Origin of the sequence: Anaerobutyricum hallii, from assembly GCF_900209925.1 — a bacterium.
Taxonomy (GTDB): domain Bacteria; phylum Bacillota; class Clostridia; order Lachnospirales; family Lachnospiraceae; genus Anaerobutyricum; species Anaerobutyricum soehngenii.
Genome location: NZ_LT907978.1, coordinates 404,815 through 423,205 on the forward strand (window position 1 = coordinate 404,815; position 18,391 = coordinate 423,205).

The following is an 18,391-nucleotide window of genomic DNA, read 5'->3' on the forward strand; positions in this document are numbered from 1 at the left end:
TAATTCTTTAATTCTTTAACTCTTTAATTTTTTAATTCCATGACACTTTCACCTTCAATTAAATGAAATGGTGTTGTTTTATGTGTTGCATGATAAGGATAATTAATTCGCTGCAGCATCAGGTCAACTCCCTTTTTAGCAAGCTGTGTTGTGTCCTGCTGTACGGTTGTAAGGCGAGGTACGCAGTATCTGGAAAGTGCGATACCATCATATCCGACGATGGAAATGTCTTCGGGCACTCTTTTTCCCATGTCATAGATTGCACGCATTGTTCCAAGGGCAATTAGATCACTCATTGCAAAAATAGCAGTGATAGCAGTATTACGGTTTAGAAGCCGCATGGCCGCCTGGTAGCTCTTTTCCATGGAAAAGCGGCAAGGCTCATATTGCAGTCGCTGGTTAAATGAAAGTTTGCTGTTTTTAAACCCCCATTTTGCACCGGTAAATCTTCGAAAGCTAATCTCAGTTTCCGTCAGGTTACCGCCGATAACACCAATAGATGTATGCCCTTTTTTTGCCAGATATTCGATGACTGCCTGTGCAGCCTGTTCATCACAGGTTGTTAAAGAAGAAAGATTATCAAAGTCCAAATCGCTGCTGTTGTTGGTCAATAAAAGGCAGGGGATGTGGATGTGGGCAAAATCTTCTTTAAAATATTCTAAGTTACCGCCTAAGAAAACGATTCCTTTTGGATTGCGGTTGCGGCAAAGCTGGATTGCATAGTTTACTTCATTGGCATCTTCATCTATATAATAGGTAGAAACATTTTCTCCATTCTTTAAGAAGAGAGACTGCATCTGTTCTACAATGTCGGCAAATAGCAGGTTAGAGGTTCCTTTTACAATAAGAATAACAGAGGAACTGGACTGCATTTTCAGATGTCGGGCATTGCTGTTTGGCTGGAAATTATTTTCTTCAATTACGCTCAATATTTTCTTTCTGGCCTTTTCGCTGACATCTGGGTGATTATTTAAAACCCGGGATACGGTTCCAATACCGTATCCCGATAAACGAGCAATATCTTTGATTGTCATACGCATTACCTTCCAAATAAATGATATGTAATATATTACCCCTTAACTGCGCCTGCCGCAACACCTTTAATAATATATTTCTGGCAGCTTAAGTAGAATACAATAACAGGGATAACTGCCATGATCAGGCACGCCATGATGGCACCCATATCTACTCGTCCATAACTTCCCTTCATGTACTGGATGATGATGGAGATTGTTTTGTATTTCTTAATGTCAAGAATCAGGTATGGAAGAAGGAAGTCGTTCCAGATCCACATTGCTTCAAGAATACCTACAGAAATATATGTTGGTTTCATAATTGGAAGGACAACAGAGAAGAAAGTACGGATAGGATTACATCCGTCAATCATAGCTGCTTCCTCGATTTCAACAGGGATAGACTTTACAAAGCCGCAGAACATAAATACGGCAAGTCCGGCACCAAATCCCAGATAAACAATAATGAGTCCCCATGGAGTATTTAATCCAAGTGTATCAGCAGTTCCTGATAAAGTGAACATGACCATCTGGAAAGGAATTACCATGGAAAATACGCATAAAAGGTAAATTAATTTTGTAATCTTGTTCTGTACGCGGGTAATGTACCAAGCACACATGGAACAGCATACGAGGATAACGATAACAGAGAGAACGGTAATAAATACGGTCCAGCCTACTGCTTTAATAAAGTCATATTTTGTGATACTGGTTAAATAGTTTTCAAGACCTACATAACTTTTTTCATTTGGAAGTTTAAATGGCTCTAAACTGATGAATGCTTTCTTTTTAAAGGAGTTCATCAAAACGATTAAAATTGGTGAGACAAATAATATGGAAATAAGGGTGAAAAATATGGTTGCAAAAATACCACTTGTTTTATTTTTCATTATTGCTGTACCTCCTTGCTCTTAGTAGCATAAAGCTGAATCATACCGATAGCGACAACGATGATAAAGAAGATAACCGCTTTTGCCTGACCGACACCCTCATATCCGACACGACCGTAGAAGGTATCGTAAATATTCAGTGCCATCATTTCTGTCTGATGCATCGGTTCACCGCCTGTCAGGGACAGGTTCTGGTCAAAGAGTTTAAATGAGTTTGTAATTGTTAAAAATGTACAGATTGTAATAGAAGGCATCATGTTTGGAATCGTAACATGAATAAGACGCTGCCATTTATTTGCTCCGTCAATCATGGCAGCCTCATTTAAGGAGCCAGGAATTGCCTGAAGTCCGGCAATGTAAACGATCATCATGTAACCAATCTGCTGCCAGCATATTAAAATGACAAGACCCCAGAAACCAAGCTTTGTACTTAATTTCAGTGCCAGGTCAAATTTTTCAAAAATACCATCAAAGATTAACTGCCAGATATAACCGAGTACGATACCACCGATTAAGTTAGGCATAAAGAATATAGTACGGAAAATGTTTGTGCCTTTGATTTTCTGTGTCAGTGCAAGTGCGATAGCAAAGGCAAGAACGTTGATTAAAATTAAAGTTACAACAGCAAAAACTGCTGTAAAGCCAAATGCATGAGTAAATGTATTGTCTTTAAATGCTTCTACATAATTAGATAAGCCCACGAAAGAGGCATCTCTGATTGTAGTAAATTTGCAAAATGATAAGTAAATACCTTCGATGAAAGGAACGATGAAGCCGATGATAAATGCTGCGAATGTAGGAAGTACAAAAATCGGCCAGTATTTTTTAATGGACTTTTCCATAGTAGCAATAGCCTCCTTAAAAAATACAGGGAGGACGGTATGTCCACCCTGCATCTGAGATATGTTTATAAGTTTTTGTTTCGATTTGTATTTAAACTGTTTTAAATAGAGGAGAGTTTAAACTTGTTATAAAAAGTTATTTTGTAGCGGCAGCGGCTTCTTTAGCCCATCCGTCAACAAATGCAGTCTGTACTAACTTCCAGTTTGCATCTGTCTGGTCTGCTGCATAAGTAGTAAGTGCAGAACCTAAGTCGTTCTTCCACTGTTCAGATGGCATTGTAGAGAATGTCCAGTCTACAGGAGTATAACCTTTTTCCATGTAGTCGTTTGCGATGTTAACCAGTGGGTTTTCAGATTCTAAGTTGTTTTTGAAAGGAATAACGAATCCCATTCCGTCTGCGCTGCACATCATCTTTGTACCTTCTTCAGAAGTTACGCACCAGTTCATGAAATCAAGTGTTGCCTGAATATCTTCTTTGCTTGCATTTTTATTTACACACCAGTAATTCTCTGTACCAGTACAAAGTCCCTGTTTCTCTTCGCCAGGAGCACCAATATAAATAGGAAGCATTCCAAGATTATCATCTCCAACATCAGCGATATCACCATATGCCCATGTACCATTCTGATAGAATACAGCCTGCTCTGTTGTGAATTCAGCTACAGCGTCATCACCAGTCTTCTTGCTTAACTGTTTTGCATCACATGTTCCATTGTTGATGTATAAATCCCAGATGTTACGGTAGTTATCAAGGTAAGTACCTTTGATTGCTTTTGTATCTGTGATGCCATCTTTCTGGTATTCATAGTAAATAGGAAGGTTTGCAAGATGTGTTTTAAATCTCCAGTCAGAAGAACCGTCCATACCAGCAGAAGTAAATGCGGAGAATCCTAATTCATCTTTTCTCTTTGTGATATCTTCAGCAACTTTCTTTAAATCTGCGAAAGATTTGATATCATCCTGTGTGTAACCAGCTTTTTTAAGAAGTGCTTTGTTGTAGATTAAACCGTAAGTTTCTGTACAGTAACCAACACCTGCGATTTCATCGCCGTTCTTTAATTCAAACTTATCACTTGTAAGTTCATTTAAAATATCAGAACCTGTTAAATCGTAGCAGTAGTCTTTCCATGAAGCAAGACCTACAGGACCGTTAACCTGGAAAAGAGTAGGAGCTTCGGATTTACCCATCTCACTCTTTAAAGTAGTTTCGTACTGGTTTGCTGCTGCTGTTACTACTGTAACTGGAACACCAGTTTCGTCTGTGTATTCTTTTGCAAGTTCCTGCCACTGTTCATCTGCTTCTGGTTTGAAGTTAAGATAGTAAACAGAACCTTTGGATGAGTCCTTATCAGAAGATGCTTTCTTGTCGGAACTTCCGCCGCCACATCCGGTGAGCATGGAACAAGCCATGATTGTTGCTAAGCCTGCTGCAAGTAATCGTTTCATTTTTCTCATAATAATGAATCCTCCTTCTTAAATGTCCTTGCGTGTCTTGCGACTTAAGAGTATGTAACTATGTACTGGAACCGTTTTCGGAAATGTTTCCAGTTGTTTGATAAGCATATTATATAACGCACATGGGAGATATTACAAGTATTTTTTGTCGAATACAAAAATTTTGTTAAAAGTGATTGAAAAACATAATAAAAACTATGCATGTTGAACAAAGAACTTGACTGCAAAATAAAATTTTTTTTAAAAGGGTATGGACAAACTAAAAAAAGTAGTGTATACTCAGCCTTAAATTACAGGGAAATCCTGTAAAATTAAAAATTTTTATTCCCCCCTGAACCGTCTCACTCCACTTTCTGAACGGTCAGGGCAAAGAAAAGGAGGATAACCGTCAGACTTGCGGTGCGGCAGTGTGGAGACCTGTCGTAATGTGGCGCGGAAGTAATCGCCGGCTGCGAGGTGATATCGTGCGGAGGCAGTATCACTAAAGTCTAAGAATATGGCAGAGGTAACATTAAAACACATTAAAAAAGTTTACCCAAACACAGAGAAGAAGAGCAAAAAGGGCCAGAAGAAGAGTAATCTTATGGTTACAGACGAAGGCGTATTAGCAGTTCAGGACTTCAATCTTGATATCAAGGATCGCGAATTCATCGTATTAGTAGGTCCATCCGGATGTGGTAAGTCCACAACACTTCGTATGGTAGCCGGTCTTGAAGAAATCAGTGGCGGAGAACTCCTCATTGATGGAAAGAGAATGAATGATATAGCTCCAAAGGGTCGTGATATCGCTATGGTATTCCAGAGTTATGCGCTGTATCCACATATGACAGTTCGCGAGAACATGGAATTCCCATTAAAACTTCGCAAGATGCCAAAAGATGAGATGAATAAGAGAGTGGACGAAGTAGCAGAAATTCTTGATATTACACAGTATCTTGACCGTAAGCCAAAGGCCTTATCCGGTGGACAGCGCCAGAGAGTTGCCATTGGTCGTGCGATTGTAAGAGAACCGAAAGTTCTTTTAATGGATGAGCCTTTATCAAACTTAGATGCCAAGCTTCGTAACCAGATGAGAGCAGAGCTTATCAAGCTCCGTCAGAGAATTGATACAACATTTATCTATGTAACACATGACCAGACAGAAGCCATGACACTTGGTGACCGTATCGTTATCATGAAGGATGGAATCGTACAGCAGGTCGGAACTCCACAGGAAGTATTTGACCATCCGGCGAACATCTTTGTAGCAGGCTTTATCGGTATGCCACAGATGAATATGTTTGATGCGAAACTCATAGAACAGTCTGGAAAATACAGTGTAGAATTAGGTGGTGTTTCCATTATACTTTCCGAAGAAAAACAGGCAGCACTCGCTAAAAATAACGTAAAATCACAGGAGATCACCCTTGGAATCCGCCCAGAACACATCACTTTAGCAGAGGCTGGCAAAGACGCCATCACAGGTAAAGTGGACGTATCCGAGATGATGGGAAGTGCGATTCATTTACATGTCAATGCCTGTGGAAGAGATACAATCATCATTGTACAGACGATGGATTTAACAGGTGGAGAAGATTTATCGATCGGAAGCGAAATCTCCTTCGCATTTGGCGGAAACGCAGTCCATGTGTTCAATAAAGAAAGTGGAGAGAATCTGGAATTCATTTAGAGAAAAACAGACGAAAAAAGAAATAATACCATATCCCACCTGCTCTGTAGTCGCTGTGTTTAAGATGCTTATACGCATCTTAAACACGCTCCGAAGCCGCATCTGGGATATGGTATTATTTCTTTTTTCTGTGTTTTGGCTCCAGAAGGAATGAATTCAATAGTCTTTGGGGAGATAAAGGGGAGACTGTCCGAAAACTCGGATAATCTAATCTTATGAGAAAAAGATAGGTATGCTCTTGTGAACATTCAAGATAAATTAAAATTGCACATTGAAAACTGAATAAAGTACACAGAAATCGTGCATCTATGTTTCAGATATAGTATAATGAAACCAGAGAAAAATTGTTCTGAGGTGAATTGAGATGCCATATGTTTCAGGTTTCGACCGTGACCAGCTGATGTGCTGTTCATGGGATACGTTTGTAGATAAAGAAAGTATTGCAAGGATAATTGATGCGTTTGTGAACCATCTTGATATAGGGAAATACGGTGTAAAACCTGTGGCAACAGAAGGTCGTCCATCTTACGATCCTAAGAGCCTTTATAAGATCTATATTTACGGAAGCAGGAAAGGTATCCGTTCTTCACGGAAACTGGCTGAAAGCTGTAAAGTAAATCTTGAAGTGAAATGGATGATAGGCGGTGTAGAACCGGATTTTCGCACCATTGCAGATTTCAGGAAAAACAACATAGGTAGCCTAAAAGAGATTTTTTATGAATTCAACCGTCGGATATCCGGTGCAGTGGAATGGGGATTTTCTTCCGTGGATGGAACAAAGATCCAGGCGAATAATGCAAAAGATAACAACTTCACCAAAAACAAACTGGATGACAGGATCAAATGGCTGAATGGTCATACAGATGAGTATCTGAGAATCCTGAATGAAATGGACAAGCAGGAAGAAACAGACGAGATTTTAGGAGAACTGACAAGAGAAAGTCTTGAAGCCAAGTTAAAAGAAGCACAGGAGAGACTTGCCAGATACGAAGGTTATCAGAAGCTGATGGAAGAAACCGGGGCATCCCAGCTTTCAATCACAGATGCGGATGCAAAACTCATGAAAAATAAAAATGGGTTTACGGTAGCATATAACCCACAGACGGCGGTAGATTCTGAAACACATCTGATCCGTGATTTTCAGATGACCAATCAGGTAACTGACCATGGATTACTAGAAAGTACGATGCAGGGGATAAAGAACTCTGAACCGGAAAAAATCATAGAAGTAGTAGCAGATAAAGGTTATGAAGCTGCGGAAGATATGGTGGAGTGTTTGGAGAACGGTATTATCCCACATGTCATGACAGATGATGGAAAAGACGGTTATCACATAGAAATTCCTTATGAAGAGACAGAAACGGATACTGCCAGCACAGAGCCGGAAGAACTAAAGAAAGCACTGCATGCAGGTAAGCTACCGGAAGTTTATGCAGAAGTGATACAGGATATGAAGGTGGAAACAGTCCGTTGTAAAGTGGTGGATGAAAAACCGGAAAACAGAAGCGTATATGGAAGTCCTGAAGAAATGCAGGAAAAGGCAAGAGAAGGTTATTTTGTCAGAGATCCAGAAAGAAATCTGGTATATTGTCCGGGAGGAGAAATCCTGAGACAGAAAAGTATAAAGAAAAATGGGAACATTCGTTATGCCAATAAAAATGCCTGTAAACATTGTCCAAATCGTAATAAGTGTTACAAAGGAAAAGGGGAATGGAAAGAGATAGATTTTACCAAAGACCAGTTGGTAAAACCATGTAAGGATTGGCTGAAAGCAGAGGGAAAGGAACCCGAAGAGACAAAAACAAGTGAAAAATGGCATTATGAAAAAAGAAAGGTTGTGAAGTTTTTCCTGAAACCGGATAAAGAAAAGATGAGCCGGAGGATGTGCCTGTCGGAGCATCCGTTTGGAACAATAAAACGAGCAATGGGAGCCACTTATTTTCTTTTAAGGGGAATACGGAAAGTGGCTGGAGAGTTTGCGCTCTTTTGTCTGGGTTATAACCTGGAACGGGCGAAGAATCTCCTTGGATTTCAAAAAATGATGGAATTGATGGAACAGGCATAAGCCTCTTTCTTCATCCTGTGTATTTTATTCAGTTTTCAATGTCACAGATGAAGGAAAGGGGCTAAATTTATGCCTAAAAATAAGGTTTTCGGACAGGCTGAGGGGGGGAGAAATCAGAAGACTACTGCTTGCTCGAAAGGTATACCATCCATAAGAGAAAAATGATATATTGCCACAATATAGTAGTGAATTTATCGTATACAATGATAGCTGACGATATTATCTTATCAGCATTGACAGCATCGTGGAGACAATATCAGAATAAGCCATGACCGTCTGTCCCCTTCCCCATCTCTTTCCCCAAAGACTATTGATATCATTCCTTCTGGAGCCAACAAACAGAAAATAAAAAGAATAGACTATAGCAAATGTAATGTGAGAGCAAGTAAAAATGCCGATTAGGCATTTTCTACGCAGTGATATCTTTACATTTGCTATAGTCTATTCTTTTTATTTTCGTCTGTTTCCCCTAATGAATCAAATAGTAACTACCTGGTAATTTTCTTGAAATCAGAAATTTGCTTCTCATCCTATAGAAATGATAAAATTATACTTATGAAAAAAATCGCAGGAAGGATAAGAAGATTGTATGAGGAAAAGGAATAGTTGGATACAAAAGAAAAGTGTTGTAGTTATAATAGCAGTTCTTTTATTAATAGCAATTTTAGCTGTGGCAGCGGAACTTGGAATGAAAAGTGGTAGCAGACCGCTAGGAATGATAGAAAAGATTAAGAATGGGAATAAGGATAATAATGAGAGTAATTCGGATTCTGATTTGGATTCAGACAACATGGAAGGAGAAGATGGGGAGAGGGAATCCAAGAATGATTCAGACAGTGAATTGAACACAGGATACGGTTATGAGATGGATGTATTTTCTGATAAGAACAATTCAACTGAGAAAAAGACCGTTTATGAAAAAGGTTATGATCTTCCAGTAGACGAGCAGGAAAATAAAACGGCAAAAGAAGAATTACATGAGATGATGCAGGCTGTTTGGCCTATTTATGATAAAAGTGAAAAAGGTGATACCAGCAATGTAGTATTACCGAATAAGACTGTCAAGAAGATATTGGATAAGATAGAAAGCTGTTCTGTTCCGGCATTTTTTAGCGGAAGAGAAGAACATATGTGTAATGCAGACAAATTTGATGCATTTTTAAAGAAAGCACAAAAAGGAGAAAAGGACAGTATTGTAGTATATGAAGTTCACGAAGATGGTGGTATCGGACGGAATAAATATATTTTTGATGGACAAAATATGTATGTCTTATATGTCGGCTCCGTCTGGAATGATGATGAAGACGTAATCAGTATTGACACAACTTATACAAGAATAAAAGAATGGAACTATGCAAAAGATGGTTGGTTTACTGGAGAATATTGTGTACCAGAACCACCGGAAAGATCTGAAACAGTAGATGGAAGGTTTAGGATTCTGGTTTAATTTGTTAAGCTAAACAGACGAAAAAAGAAATAATACCATATCCCATCTGCTCTGTAGTCGCTGTGTTTAAGATGCTTATGCGCATCTTAAACACGCTCCGAAGCCGCATCTGGGATATGGTATTATTTCTTTTTTCTGTGTTTTGGCTCCAGAAGGAATGAATTCAATAGTCTTTGGGGAGATGAAGGGGGAGAAATCAGAAGACTACTGCTTGCTCGAAAGGTATCTCGTCAGATTTATTAGGAGAAAACAGACGAAAAAAAGAAACAATGTCATATCCCATCTGCTCTGTAGTCGCTGTGTTTAAGATGCTCATCCGCATCTTAAACATGCTCCGAAGCCGCATCTGGGATATGGTATTATTTCTTTTTTCTGTGTTTTGGCTCCAGAAGGAATGAATTCAATAGTCTTTGGGGAGATAAAGGGGGATAGGTCAGAAGTCTACTGCTTGCTCGAAAGATATCTCATCAGAAGATTATATTCTATCTTTAACGAGTAGTAAAAAGAAAGGGCATATGAAGTTCATGAAGATGGTGGTTTCGGAAACTGAAATTACTGGTTAATATTGGATGATTTAGAAGGAAATCAAAGCAGAAATCTATTCTTTTCTTCATTAGTTAACTGTGTTACTTTTATTCCTTTTTCTTTGGCATAGTTCATCAATCCTCTTAAGTCCACTTTTTTTTGAATTTGGCTTAACATAATAGGTTCTGGCATATGTCTTAAAGATTCTTTATATTTCGTCATCTGTCCAGTCATAATCATACATCTCCATAATTCTTTTCGCATTCTCCTCATCAATAGCAAATTGATAAGGGTGTAACATCGCTATTATTTCCCCGTTAAACACTTCAACGTAATGCTGAAGCAAATTTTGATTTGCAGCAAATCCATACATAAATCAACCAAATCCAAATACTAATTTTCTATTTGTTATCAAAACCAGACAGCCGCTGAAACAAAATTTTATGCTGAATTGTAAGAAGACTATGATAAAGAAAAAAGAATTGTTATAAGTATTGCATTTTGTGACTTTGCGCTATGGAATTCTGACCATAGGAACTTGGGATTCGTTTTTCCCAAGTTCCTGTTTTTCTGGGCAGAATGGAATGCTTAGCGCAACGGAACAAAATCAAACTTATAACCATTCTTTTTTCTTTAGAAGACTCCATATAATTCAGCTCAATATCTTCTACTAAAGCGGCGTCTCTGTCCCCAGCAAATTAGTAGATTATCTTTTCTTTAATTTTGGAGCCAGTGGCATATCCCATGCGTGATGGTCCGTATGCAGCAGCTTATGAGACATACGTGAGAGTGGTTTCTCAAGGTATTCCTCGTAAGTTTTTAGTACTTCCGGATTCTCATGGGAGAAACGGCGCTCGTTGTGGGAATCGAGGAAGTAGAGATTCTTAGAGCGGATCTCAGCCATTTCTTTTCCTTCGTGGATCGGCTGTCCGCCACCGCCTACACAGCCGCCAGGACATGCCATAACTTCTACGAAGTGGTAGAATACTTCACCTCTGCGGATGGCTTCGATTAACTTTCTTGCGTTACCAAGACCGCTTACTACAGCGACTTTAACTTCTGTTCCGGCGATATCGATGGAAGCTTCCTTCCAGCCGTCCATGCCGCGGACACTGTGGAATGCATCAGGATCTGGGTTTTCTCCGGTCGCAAGGTAGTAGCAGCTTCTTAAAGCGGCTTCCATAACACCACCGGTAGTACCGAAGATAACGGCAGCGCCTGTTCCTTCTCCGCAAGGAGAATCGAAGCGGTCTTCTGGAAGTCCATAAACATCGATATTAAGGGACTTCATATAATCAACGAATTCTCTTGTGTTCAGTACAACATCGACATCCGGACCGGTTCCTGTGCTGTCCATTGTAGGAAGTGCACATTCTGCTTTCTTTGCGATACATGGCATGATAGAAACGCTGAAAATGTTTTCAGGGTCTTCATGGATTTTATCTGCAAAGTAATTTTTAATAATTGCACCTTGCATCTGCTGAGGAGACTTTGCAGTAGAGAGGCAGTCTACCATATCCGGATACTGGGATTTTAAGAAACGAATCCATCCCGGACAACAGGAAGTAAACATTGGCCACTGATAGTCTTCTTTATGTTTTAAACGCTCTAAGAATTCGCTTCCTTCTTCCATGATGGTAAGGTCAGCAGCGTAGGTTGTATCGAATACATAATCAAATCCCATTAAGCGGAGCGCACCGGCAAGACGTTCCGGAGAAGCAAATTTTCGGGAAAGACGGAATGCTTCTGCCCATGCGGTACGAACAGCGGGAGCTACCTGAACGACTGTAGTTTTTCTACGGGTATTTAACATACCGTTTTGGGAGAATACCGGGCGTTTATCATCTCTTCCGGACAGGGCAGCAACCGGGCAGTGGGTGATACACTGTCCACAAAGTGCACAGTCAGCTTCTTTGATATTTCTGCCGAGAGAAACATTTACCGTAGTACGGGAACCTGTTTTTGCGATATCCCAGACTTTTAAAGACTGTACTTTATCACAGATCTGGATACAGCGCATACATTTGATACACTTGCTTTCGTCGCGAATCAGAGGAAAGTCCATAGGCCACTTTTCTTCTGTAATGTGTTGTTTGAAAGTACCACTTCCGAATTCAAGGTCGTTGGCAACTTTCTGAAGCTGGCAGTTTCCGCTTCGAACACAGGTAGGGCAGAAGCAGTTGTGCTGTGAGAGAATCAGCTTAATATTGATTCGGCGGGCATCACGTACTTTTGGGGAGTTTGTGTAAATCTCCATTCCTTCTTTTACTGTATTGTTACAGGAAGTGACGAGCCTTTCGATACCTTTTATTTCCACAACGCAGACACGGCAGGCACCGATTTCGTTGATATCTTTTAAATAACACAAAGTAGGGACAATCATTTTTGCCTCTCTGCAGGCTTCTAAAATCGTAGTTCCCTCTTCAACGGAGATAGGAACGTCATTTATCTTAATATTTACCATTCTTCAACTCGTCCTCCTTTAAATACTCCATAACCAAAACGGTCACAGCGCAGGCAGCGGTGTGCTTCCTGATTGGCTTCTTTGCAGGTCATGCCGTTCTCCACGATATTGAAATCCTTTTTACGCTCTGTAGTATTTCTTTCCATCATAGTAACACGTCCGCAAGGTGTCTTGTTCTCAATACGAGGTTCTGGAACAACAACGCCGCTTTCAATCTTATGATTGAATCCGAGGTAGTTGTCGATGTTGGCAGCCGCTACTTTTCCGGCTGCGATAGCACGGATAACGGTAGCAGGTCCGGTTACACAGTCTCCGCCGGCAAATACACCATCTTTTTCCGCAATAGAGCTATCCTTCTGTGCTAAGAAGCGTCCACGCTTTGCAGGGATGCCTGCACGTTCAAATGGTTCAGAAACGATATCCTGTCCGATTGCAACGATAACAATATCACAAGGGATATGTATAGGTTCTCTTCCGGAATTTGCAGGAGAAGGACGACCGCCAGTAATCAGGCCGATAATCTTAGGGTCAGCAACCATAGCAGTTACATACCCTTTTTTATTTGTTTCGATTGCCTGAGGGGCATGGAGTTCAAGAATCTCTGCACCCTCTGCGATAGCAGCCTCGATTTCGTCCATGAGGGCAGTCATATCAGCCTTTCTGCGTCGGTACATAACACTAACGTTTTTAGCACCAAGACGGATAGCAGAACGGGTAGCGTCCATAGCCACGTTACCACCGCCGACAACGATAACATTTTTGCCTGTAAAATCAGGTGGATTTCCATCTCCGATATCACGCAACATCTGAATAGCGGAAATAACACCCTTAGCATCTTCGCCAGGAATACCAAGCTTCTTATCTGTATGTGCACCGATAGAAATATAAACTGCATCGTAGTTTTCTTTTAACATCTTAAAGGAAATCTCTCCATCTCCATCACCGATGCAGGTATTCATCTTTGTCTCAACACCTGTAGCAAGAATGTTCTGAACATCTTCAGCAAGACGCTCTTTTGGGAGACGGTAGTTAGGAATACCATAGTAAAGCATTCCGCCGAGTTCTTTTCTCTGTTCGAAAATAGTACACTGATGTCCCATCTGCTGTAAATAGTAAGCAGCACTTAAACCAGAAGGACCGCCACCGATGATAGCAACTGTTTTACCGGTAGATTCACAACATTCCGGAGGCGGCACGAGACCGCAATGGTCAGCGGCATAACGCTTTAATCCACGAATATTAACGGCATCATCCACAAAGTTACGGCGGCACTTTGTCTCACATGGATGTTCACATACAAGTGCACAGGAAGTAACAAAAGGATTATCTTTACGAATCAGCTTAACGGCATCCGCATAGCGTTCATCAACGATAAGAGAAATATAACCGGGAACATCAACACCGGCAGGGCAAAGAGCAACACAAGGAACCGGCTGTTCTAAATGACAGGAACAATGACCGTTCGTGATATGCTCGATGAAATCTTCACGAAAACCTTCCAGACCTTTTAGAACCATTCTTCCGGCTTCGTAACCGATAGCACAGTCAGCACTGTCATAAATGGCCTTTGCAGTACGTTCAATTAAACTAAGTGTTTCTAAAGTGGCTTTTCCGTCCAGTACATCTTCTAACATATCTTCAAGAACGCCCAGACCGATACGGCATGGAACGCACTTTCCACAAGTCTGTGCATGAAACAGTTTCAGGAAAGAAGCTGTCATATCAACAGGACACAGTCCGGGAGGACTGGCAATGATTCGGCGTTCCAGATCTTCGTACAGATTGTCAACGACTAACTGGGCCTTGCTTTTTTTTCTGACCTCAAGTCTACTCATAATTTCCTCCATTCACAGGGCTACCACCCTGATAACAAAAATAGTCTCAATGAAGCGATTATATCACATGAGAAAAAATTTGAAAAGAAATGATAATTTATTATCATTATGATAAAAATGTTATAATAATAACAATTTACAAAAGAAAACAATTTAAAGCCGTGAAGAAGACATTCATTTATAAAAAAGACAGAAAAAACCACATTGACTGATAAAAAATTATCATCACATGTGGCTTTTCTTTATATTTTATTCAAAAATGTATAGCAAAATATTTTGGAAAAGTATTAGAAAAAATAGTGCTTACAGGAGAAGTCCGGCAGATTGTAATCTTTTTTTAACAATCGGTCCTACGAGGACAACGAGAATAATCTTTACAAGATCACCTGGAATATAAGGAATTACTCCGGCAAGTAATGCCTGATAAAAGGTAAGATGGGCTTCGATGGCAAGCCATGCCGTACCGAAAATGTAAGCAACAATAGTACCGATAGCAAGACCGGCAATCTGCACACCGCGGTTAGAGAACTTTTCAAAAGCAAATCCACAGATGATCGCCATTGGAATAAAGCCAATCAGGTATCCGCCGGTTGGTCCTAAAAGTTTTGCAAAACCGGAACTAAAACCGGAGAAAACAGGGAGTCCTGCAATACCAATAAGAAGATAGATCAGATAACTTATTGTTCCAAACTTCCAGCCAAGCAGACATACAGTCAGGTAAATTGCCAGATTTGTTAAAGAAATCGGAACAGGACTGATCGGAATCGGGATGGACAGAGGTCCTAAAATACAGGTGATGGCAGCCATAACAGCAATAAGAGCCATCTGAAAAGTTGTAAAAGACTTTTTCTTTGTGTTTACAGTAGCAGTAGTCATAATAAATTCCTCTCTAAAATATGATATTTGTTAAATGGAAACTGGATTCATTATATAAGAAAAAAAAGATATTGTCAACTAAAACAAAATATATGGTTAACAATACTTTTTTGATTTATGAGACGAAAACAGAGAAAACAAAAGGCATCTTTCTTGACGGAAAGACAAAATCAGCCTATTATAAGAGTTAGAAAAGGCAGATATCTTTTTATATATTTGCAGGTGTTGGAGGAAAATGTAGTATGGAAGGCAAAAGACTGACAAGTTATGCGATGGAAGAATTAGAATGTCCAAAGTGCGGGCATAAGCATTCTCTTAAAAAGTATAAGGTTATTAATGTAACAGAGAAGGCAAAATTAAAAGAAGAAATTATGAAGAACCAGCTTTACCAGTTTAGCTGTGAAGAATGTGAGTATATGGCACCGCTTACATATGACAGTTTATATGTGGATAGCCGAAAAAATATTATGATTTACATGGCACCGGTCATGAATGCAGAGATTAAAGCAGAGATTGCGGAGCTTGAACAGGAAAAAGGTATAGATAAACGTCTTGTAGATAATATTAATGATTTAAAAGAAAAGATTATGATTGCCGATAATCATTTAGATGATCGTGTGATCGAGATCATTAAGATCATGTATCTTGACCAGATTAAGAAAGAGATGGAAGATGATACACTGTTAAATATTCTTTTTGATTATAACAGAGATAATTATTGTTTTCTTGTCTTTTTCCAGAAAAAGGGAATTGGAAAGATTCCATTGACAAGAGAGTTCTACCGTCAAGTTGAGGATAAATATAAAGAAGCAATTAAAGAACATTCTACAGACTGTTTTATGAAAGTTGATATGCAATGGGCCGGCGAGATTCTTTTTAAAAACCATAATAAATTTAATTAAAAAGAATTGATTAAAAAGAAGTAAAAAAGTTCTTGCACTCTATATGCTGTTATGATATAATAAGAACGCTGTTTGAAATAAGATAACTATTGAATATAATTAATTAATGAAACATATATTGGAAGAGGTGAATAAAATGCGTGAGGGAATCCATCCAAAATACTATCAGGCAAAGGTTGTATGTAACTGCGGTAACGAATTCGTTACAGGTTCTACTAAAGAAGACATCCATGTAGAAATTTGTTCTAAATGTCATTCATTCTACACAGGACAGCAGAAAGCTGCTAAGGCTCGTGGACGTATTGACAAGTTCAATCGTAAATATGGCATGAATCAGAATTAATAACCGTAAGGTTTTAAATTAGGCGGCGGTGCAATGTATCACAGAGAATGTTGTGATATTGTACCGTCGCCTAATTTTGGTTATACCAGATGTGAGATGACACACATTTCGCAGCAAGAATGCGAGACATTCTTGAAAGGAGGTGCTCTTTGAAAAAGACAAGTATTGGTGGACAGGCAGTAATGGAAGGGGTCATGATGAAGAATCTTGACCGTTATGCAGTTGCTGTCCGGAAACCAGATCATGAAATAGAAGTAATGACGGACGAGTATAAAAGTCTGGGAAGTCGTTATGCGGTTCTTGGATTACCGATTATACGTGGAGTTGTTAACTTTGGAGAGTCTTTATATATCGGATTAAAGACATTATCCTATTCTTCTTCTTTTTATGAGGAAGAGGATTATGAGCCGGGAAAAGTGGAACAGTTTTTTACAAAAATTTTTGGAGATAAGTTAGAAAGCGTTCTAATGGGAATCACAATGGTCATTTCTGTTATATTGGCGCTTGGAATTTTTATGGTACTTCCATTTTTTCTTACGAATTTGATGAAAGGATTTCTGCCATCTTACAGTATACGTACCCTGATTGAAGGAATCATACGTGTGGCGTTATTTCTAATATATATATGGCTTATATCTAAGATGGAAGATATAAATCGGGTATTTATGTATCATGGTGCAGAACATAAGACGATTAACTGTTTAGAACATGGAGAGGATCTGACACCGGAAAATATTAAAAAGTATTCGAGGCTTCATAAGCGTTGCGGAACCAGTTTTCTGCTTATTGTTATGATTGTCAGTATCGTAGTGTTTATGTTTATTCGTGTAGATAGCTTATTATGGAAGTTTATTTTACGAATATTACTTGTTCCGATTGTAGCGGGTATTTCTTATGAATTTATCCGTCTGGCAGGAAGAAGTAATTCAAAGCTTGTGAATACGCTTAGTAAGCCTGGATTGTATCTTCAGTACTTTACAACGAGAGAACCGGATGCAGAGATGATAGAGGTAGCGATTAAAGCGGTAGAAGGTGTATTTGATTGGAAAGAGTATCTTCGGGCAATGCATAATGGAGAGCTGGAGGATTGAACATGACAATTCGGGACATTTTAACAAGTATACGAGAGCGCCTGCAAAAAGCAGGAATTGAAGATTTTGAATATGAAAGCTGGGTTTTGCTTGAATGGAAGCTTCACATTGACCGGGCAGAATTTTACATGAATCCAAACAGGGAAGTAAAGCAGGAGCTTCTGGAGGAACTGGAAGAAGTTCTTTTAAAAAGAGAACAGAGAGTTCCTTTACAATATCTCATGGGTGAATGTGAGTTTATGGGATTTGATTTCAGTGTCGATGAGAGAGTTTTAATTCCAAGACAGGATACAGAGTGCCTGGTTGAGCTGGCTGTCGAAGATATTCGGAATGTAAAGACACAGAACCGATGTGAGTTTAATAATGCAGCAGATCAGAAAAATGAACAGAAAGTCAAAGTGCTAGATTTATGTACAGGCAGCGGCTGTATCGGTATTTCTGTAAAAAAGCTTTGTCAAAATACAGAAGTAACCCTTGCAGATATTTCTGAGGGAGCGTTAGCGGTTGCTAAGAAGAATGCAGAAAACTTGAATGCAAATGTCACTTTAATAAGAGGAAATCTTTTTGAAAATATAGAAGGAAGATTCGATTACATTTTATCAAATCCACCGTATATTCCCTCGCAGGTAATTCAGGGGCTGATGCCCGAAGTAAAAGATCATGAGCCACGACTTGCTCTTGATGGAGAGGAAGATGGTCTTGCTTTTTATCGGAGAATTATAGAACAGGCTCCGGAGTATCTAAATTCAAATGGAAGAATCTATTTTGAAATCGGAGCAGAACAGGGTGAAGATATGATTCGCCTTATGACAGACAGAGGATTTTCTGAAGTAAAAGTGCATAAAGATCTTGCAGGACTTGACCGAATCGCGACAGGCATATATAGTAGAAGATAGTCTGTAATTTCGATTACAAAACACATCATAAATATATGATCATTTGGCAATAGAGTAAGACCAGATGGTTATAAAAT

The 18,391-nt window shown here is 39.3% G+C and carries 15 protein-coding genes; 7 read left to right on the forward strand and 8 right to left on the reverse strand.

From position 1 onward, the window contains the following. Positions 1-23: 23 nt before the first annotated feature. From EHLA_RS01735 to EHLA_RS01750, 4 genes are all read right to left on the reverse strand, one after another. Entirely contained in the window at positions 24-1,034 is a 1,011-nt protein-coding gene (locus tag EHLA_RS01735) for a LacI family DNA-binding transcriptional regulator (RefSeq protein WP_096239085.1), read from the reverse strand. Between the two features lie 35 nt (positions 1,035-1,069). Then, positions 1,070-1,903 carry a carbohydrate ABC transporter permease gene (locus tag EHLA_RS01740; RefSeq protein WP_096239086.1) on the reverse strand — a complete coding sequence of 278 codons (834 nt, stop codon included), beginning with the start codon at positions 1,901-1,903 and terminating at the stop codon, positions 1,070-1,072. Next, positions 1,903-2,745 (reverse strand): carbohydrate ABC transporter permease, encoded by an 843-nt coding sequence (locus EHLA_RS01745; RefSeq protein WP_096239087.1) that lies wholly within the window; start codon positions 2,743-2,745, stop codon positions 1,903-1,905. Before EHLA_RS01745 ends, EHLA_RS01740 begins: the two co-directional genes overlap by 1 nt. A gap of 136 nt (positions 2,746-2,881) precedes the next feature. Beyond that, complete coding sequence (locus EHLA_RS01750) at positions 2,882-4,201, reverse strand: ABC transporter substrate-binding protein (protein WP_096239088.1); 1,320 nt, start codon at positions 4,199-4,201, stop codon at positions 2,882-2,884. Positions 4,202-4,697: 496 nt separating this feature from the next. Here EHLA_RS01750 and EHLA_RS01755 point away from each other — a divergent pair, with 496 nt between their 5' ends. The 3 genes from EHLA_RS01755 to EHLA_RS01765 all read left to right on the forward strand — a co-directional run bounded on the left by EHLA_RS01755 (position 4,698) and on the right by EHLA_RS01765 (position 9,382). Further along, positions 4,698-5,870, forward strand: coding sequence for an ABC transporter ATP-binding protein (locus tag EHLA_RS01755; RefSeq protein ID WP_096239089.1), 1,173 nt, complete (start codon positions 4,698-4,700; stop codon positions 5,868-5,870). Between the two features lie 364 nt (positions 5,871-6,234). Next, positions 6,235-7,935 (forward strand): transposase, encoded by a 1,701-nt coding sequence (locus EHLA_RS01760; protein ID WP_096239090.1) that lies wholly within the window; start codon positions 6,235-6,237, stop codon positions 7,933-7,935. Between the two features lie 589 nt (positions 7,936-8,524). After that, positions 8,525-9,382 (forward strand): DUF6070 family protein, encoded by an 858-nt coding sequence (locus EHLA_RS01765; RefSeq protein ID WP_096239091.1) that lies wholly within the window; start codon positions 8,525-8,527, stop codon positions 9,380-9,382. Positions 9,383-9,967: 585 nt separating this feature from the next. Here EHLA_RS01765 and EHLA_RS16180 read toward each other — a convergent pair. The 4 genes from EHLA_RS16180 to EHLA_RS01785 all read right to left on the reverse strand — a co-directional run bounded on the left by EHLA_RS16180 (position 9,968) and on the right by EHLA_RS01785 (position 15,082). Then, on the reverse strand, positions 9,968-10,141 hold the full coding sequence (locus EHLA_RS16180) for a hypothetical protein (protein WP_021906376.1): 174 nt from the start codon (positions 10,139-10,141) through the stop codon (positions 9,968-9,970). A gap of 472 nt (positions 10,142-10,613) precedes the next feature. Continuing rightward, positions 10,614-12,371, reverse strand: coding sequence for a [FeFe] hydrogenase, group A (locus EHLA_RS01775; RefSeq protein ID WP_096239092.1), 1,758 nt, complete (start codon positions 12,369-12,371; stop codon positions 10,614-10,616). After that, complete coding sequence (locus tag EHLA_RS01780) at positions 12,365-14,206, reverse strand: NAD(P)-binding protein (protein ID WP_096239093.1); 1,842 nt, start codon at positions 14,204-14,206, stop codon at positions 12,365-12,367. Before EHLA_RS01780 ends, EHLA_RS01775 begins: the two co-directional genes overlap by 7 nt. A 303-nt stretch (positions 14,207-14,509) precedes the next feature. Then, the gene (locus tag EHLA_RS01785; protein ID WP_096239094.1) at positions 14,510-15,082 is read right to left on the reverse strand and encodes a biotin transporter BioY; all 573 of its coding nucleotides are present in this window, start codon (positions 15,080-15,082) and stop codon (positions 14,510-14,512) included. A 242-nt stretch (positions 15,083-15,324) separates the two neighbouring features. Between EHLA_RS01785 and EHLA_RS01790 the strand changes: the two genes are divergently transcribed. From EHLA_RS01790 to prmC, 4 genes are all read left to right on the forward strand, one after another. Beyond that, positions 15,325-15,984, forward strand: coding sequence for a CpXC domain-containing protein (locus EHLA_RS01790; protein ID WP_096239095.1), 660 nt, complete (start codon positions 15,325-15,327; stop codon positions 15,982-15,984). A gap of 136 nt (positions 15,985-16,120) precedes the next feature. Continuing rightward, the gene (gene rpmE / locus EHLA_RS01795) at positions 16,121-16,327 is read left to right on the forward strand and encodes a 50S ribosomal protein L31 (RefSeq protein WP_021907941.1); all 207 of its coding nucleotides are present in this window, start codon (positions 16,121-16,123) and stop codon (positions 16,325-16,327) included. A 149-nt stretch (positions 16,328-16,476) separates the two neighbouring features. After that, positions 16,477-17,418 (forward strand): DUF1385 domain-containing protein, encoded by a 942-nt coding sequence (locus EHLA_RS01800; RefSeq protein ID WP_242970646.1) that lies wholly within the window; start codon positions 16,477-16,479, stop codon positions 17,416-17,418. Positions 17,419-17,420: 2 nt separating this feature from the next. Continuing rightward, positions 17,421-18,314, forward strand: a complete 894-nt coding sequence (gene prmC / locus EHLA_RS01805; protein WP_096239097.1) for a peptide chain release factor N(5)-glutamine methyltransferase — start codon at positions 17,421-17,423, stop codon at positions 18,312-18,314. Positions 18,315-18,391 lie beyond the last annotated feature (77 nt).

What these genes read in the sequence shown, in the direction of transcription:
- EHLA_RS01735 (WP_096239085.1), bottom strand. Translation starts at nt 1,034, where the DNA reads ATGACAATCAAAGATATTGCTCGTTTATCGGGATACGGTATTGGAACC.
- EHLA_RS01740 (WP_096239086.1), bottom strand. Translation starts at nt 1,903, where the DNA reads ATGAAAAATAAAACAAGTGGTATTTTTGCAACCATATTTTTCACCCTT.
- EHLA_RS01745 (WP_096239087.1), bottom strand. Translation starts at nt 2,745, where the DNA reads ATGGAAAAGTCCATTAAAAAATACTGGCCGATTTTTGTACTTCCTACA.
- EHLA_RS01750 (WP_096239088.1), bottom strand. Translation starts at nt 4,201, where the DNA reads ATGAGAAAAATGAAACGATTACTTGCAGCAGGCTTAGCAACAATCATG.
- EHLA_RS01755 (WP_096239089.1), top strand. Translation starts at nt 4,698, where the DNA reads ATGGCAGAGGTAACATTAAAACACATTAAAAAAGTTTACCCAAACACA.
- EHLA_RS01760 (WP_096239090.1), top strand. Translation starts at nt 6,235, where the DNA reads ATGCCATATGTTTCAGGTTTCGACCGTGACCAGCTGATGTGCTGTTCA.
- EHLA_RS01765 (WP_096239091.1), top strand. Translation starts at nt 8,525, where the DNA reads ATGAGGAAAAGGAATAGTTGGATACAAAAGAAAAGTGTTGTAGTTATA.
- EHLA_RS16180 (WP_021906376.1), bottom strand. Translation starts at nt 10,141, where the DNA reads ATGACTGGACAGATGACGAAATATAAAGAATCTTTAAGACATATGCCA.
- EHLA_RS01775 (WP_096239092.1), bottom strand. Translation starts at nt 12,371, where the DNA reads ATGGTAAATATTAAGATAAATGACGTTCCTATCTCCGTTGAAGAGGGA.
- EHLA_RS01780 (WP_096239093.1), bottom strand. Translation starts at nt 14,206, where the DNA reads ATGAGTAGACTTGAGGTCAGAAAAAAAAGCAAGGCCCAGTTAGTCGTT.
- EHLA_RS01785 (WP_096239094.1), bottom strand. Translation starts at nt 15,082, where the DNA reads ATGACTACTGCTACTGTAAACACAAAGAAAAAGTCTTTTACAACTTTT.
- EHLA_RS01790 (WP_096239095.1), top strand. Translation starts at nt 15,325, where the DNA reads ATGGAAGGCAAAAGACTGACAAGTTATGCGATGGAAGAATTAGAATGT.
- rpmE (WP_021907941.1), top strand. Translation starts at nt 16,121, where the DNA reads ATGCGTGAGGGAATCCATCCAAAATACTATCAGGCAAAGGTTGTATGT.
- prmC (WP_096239097.1), top strand. Translation starts at nt 17,421, where the DNA reads ATGACAATTCGGGACATTTTAACAAGTATACGAGAGCGCCTGCAAAAA.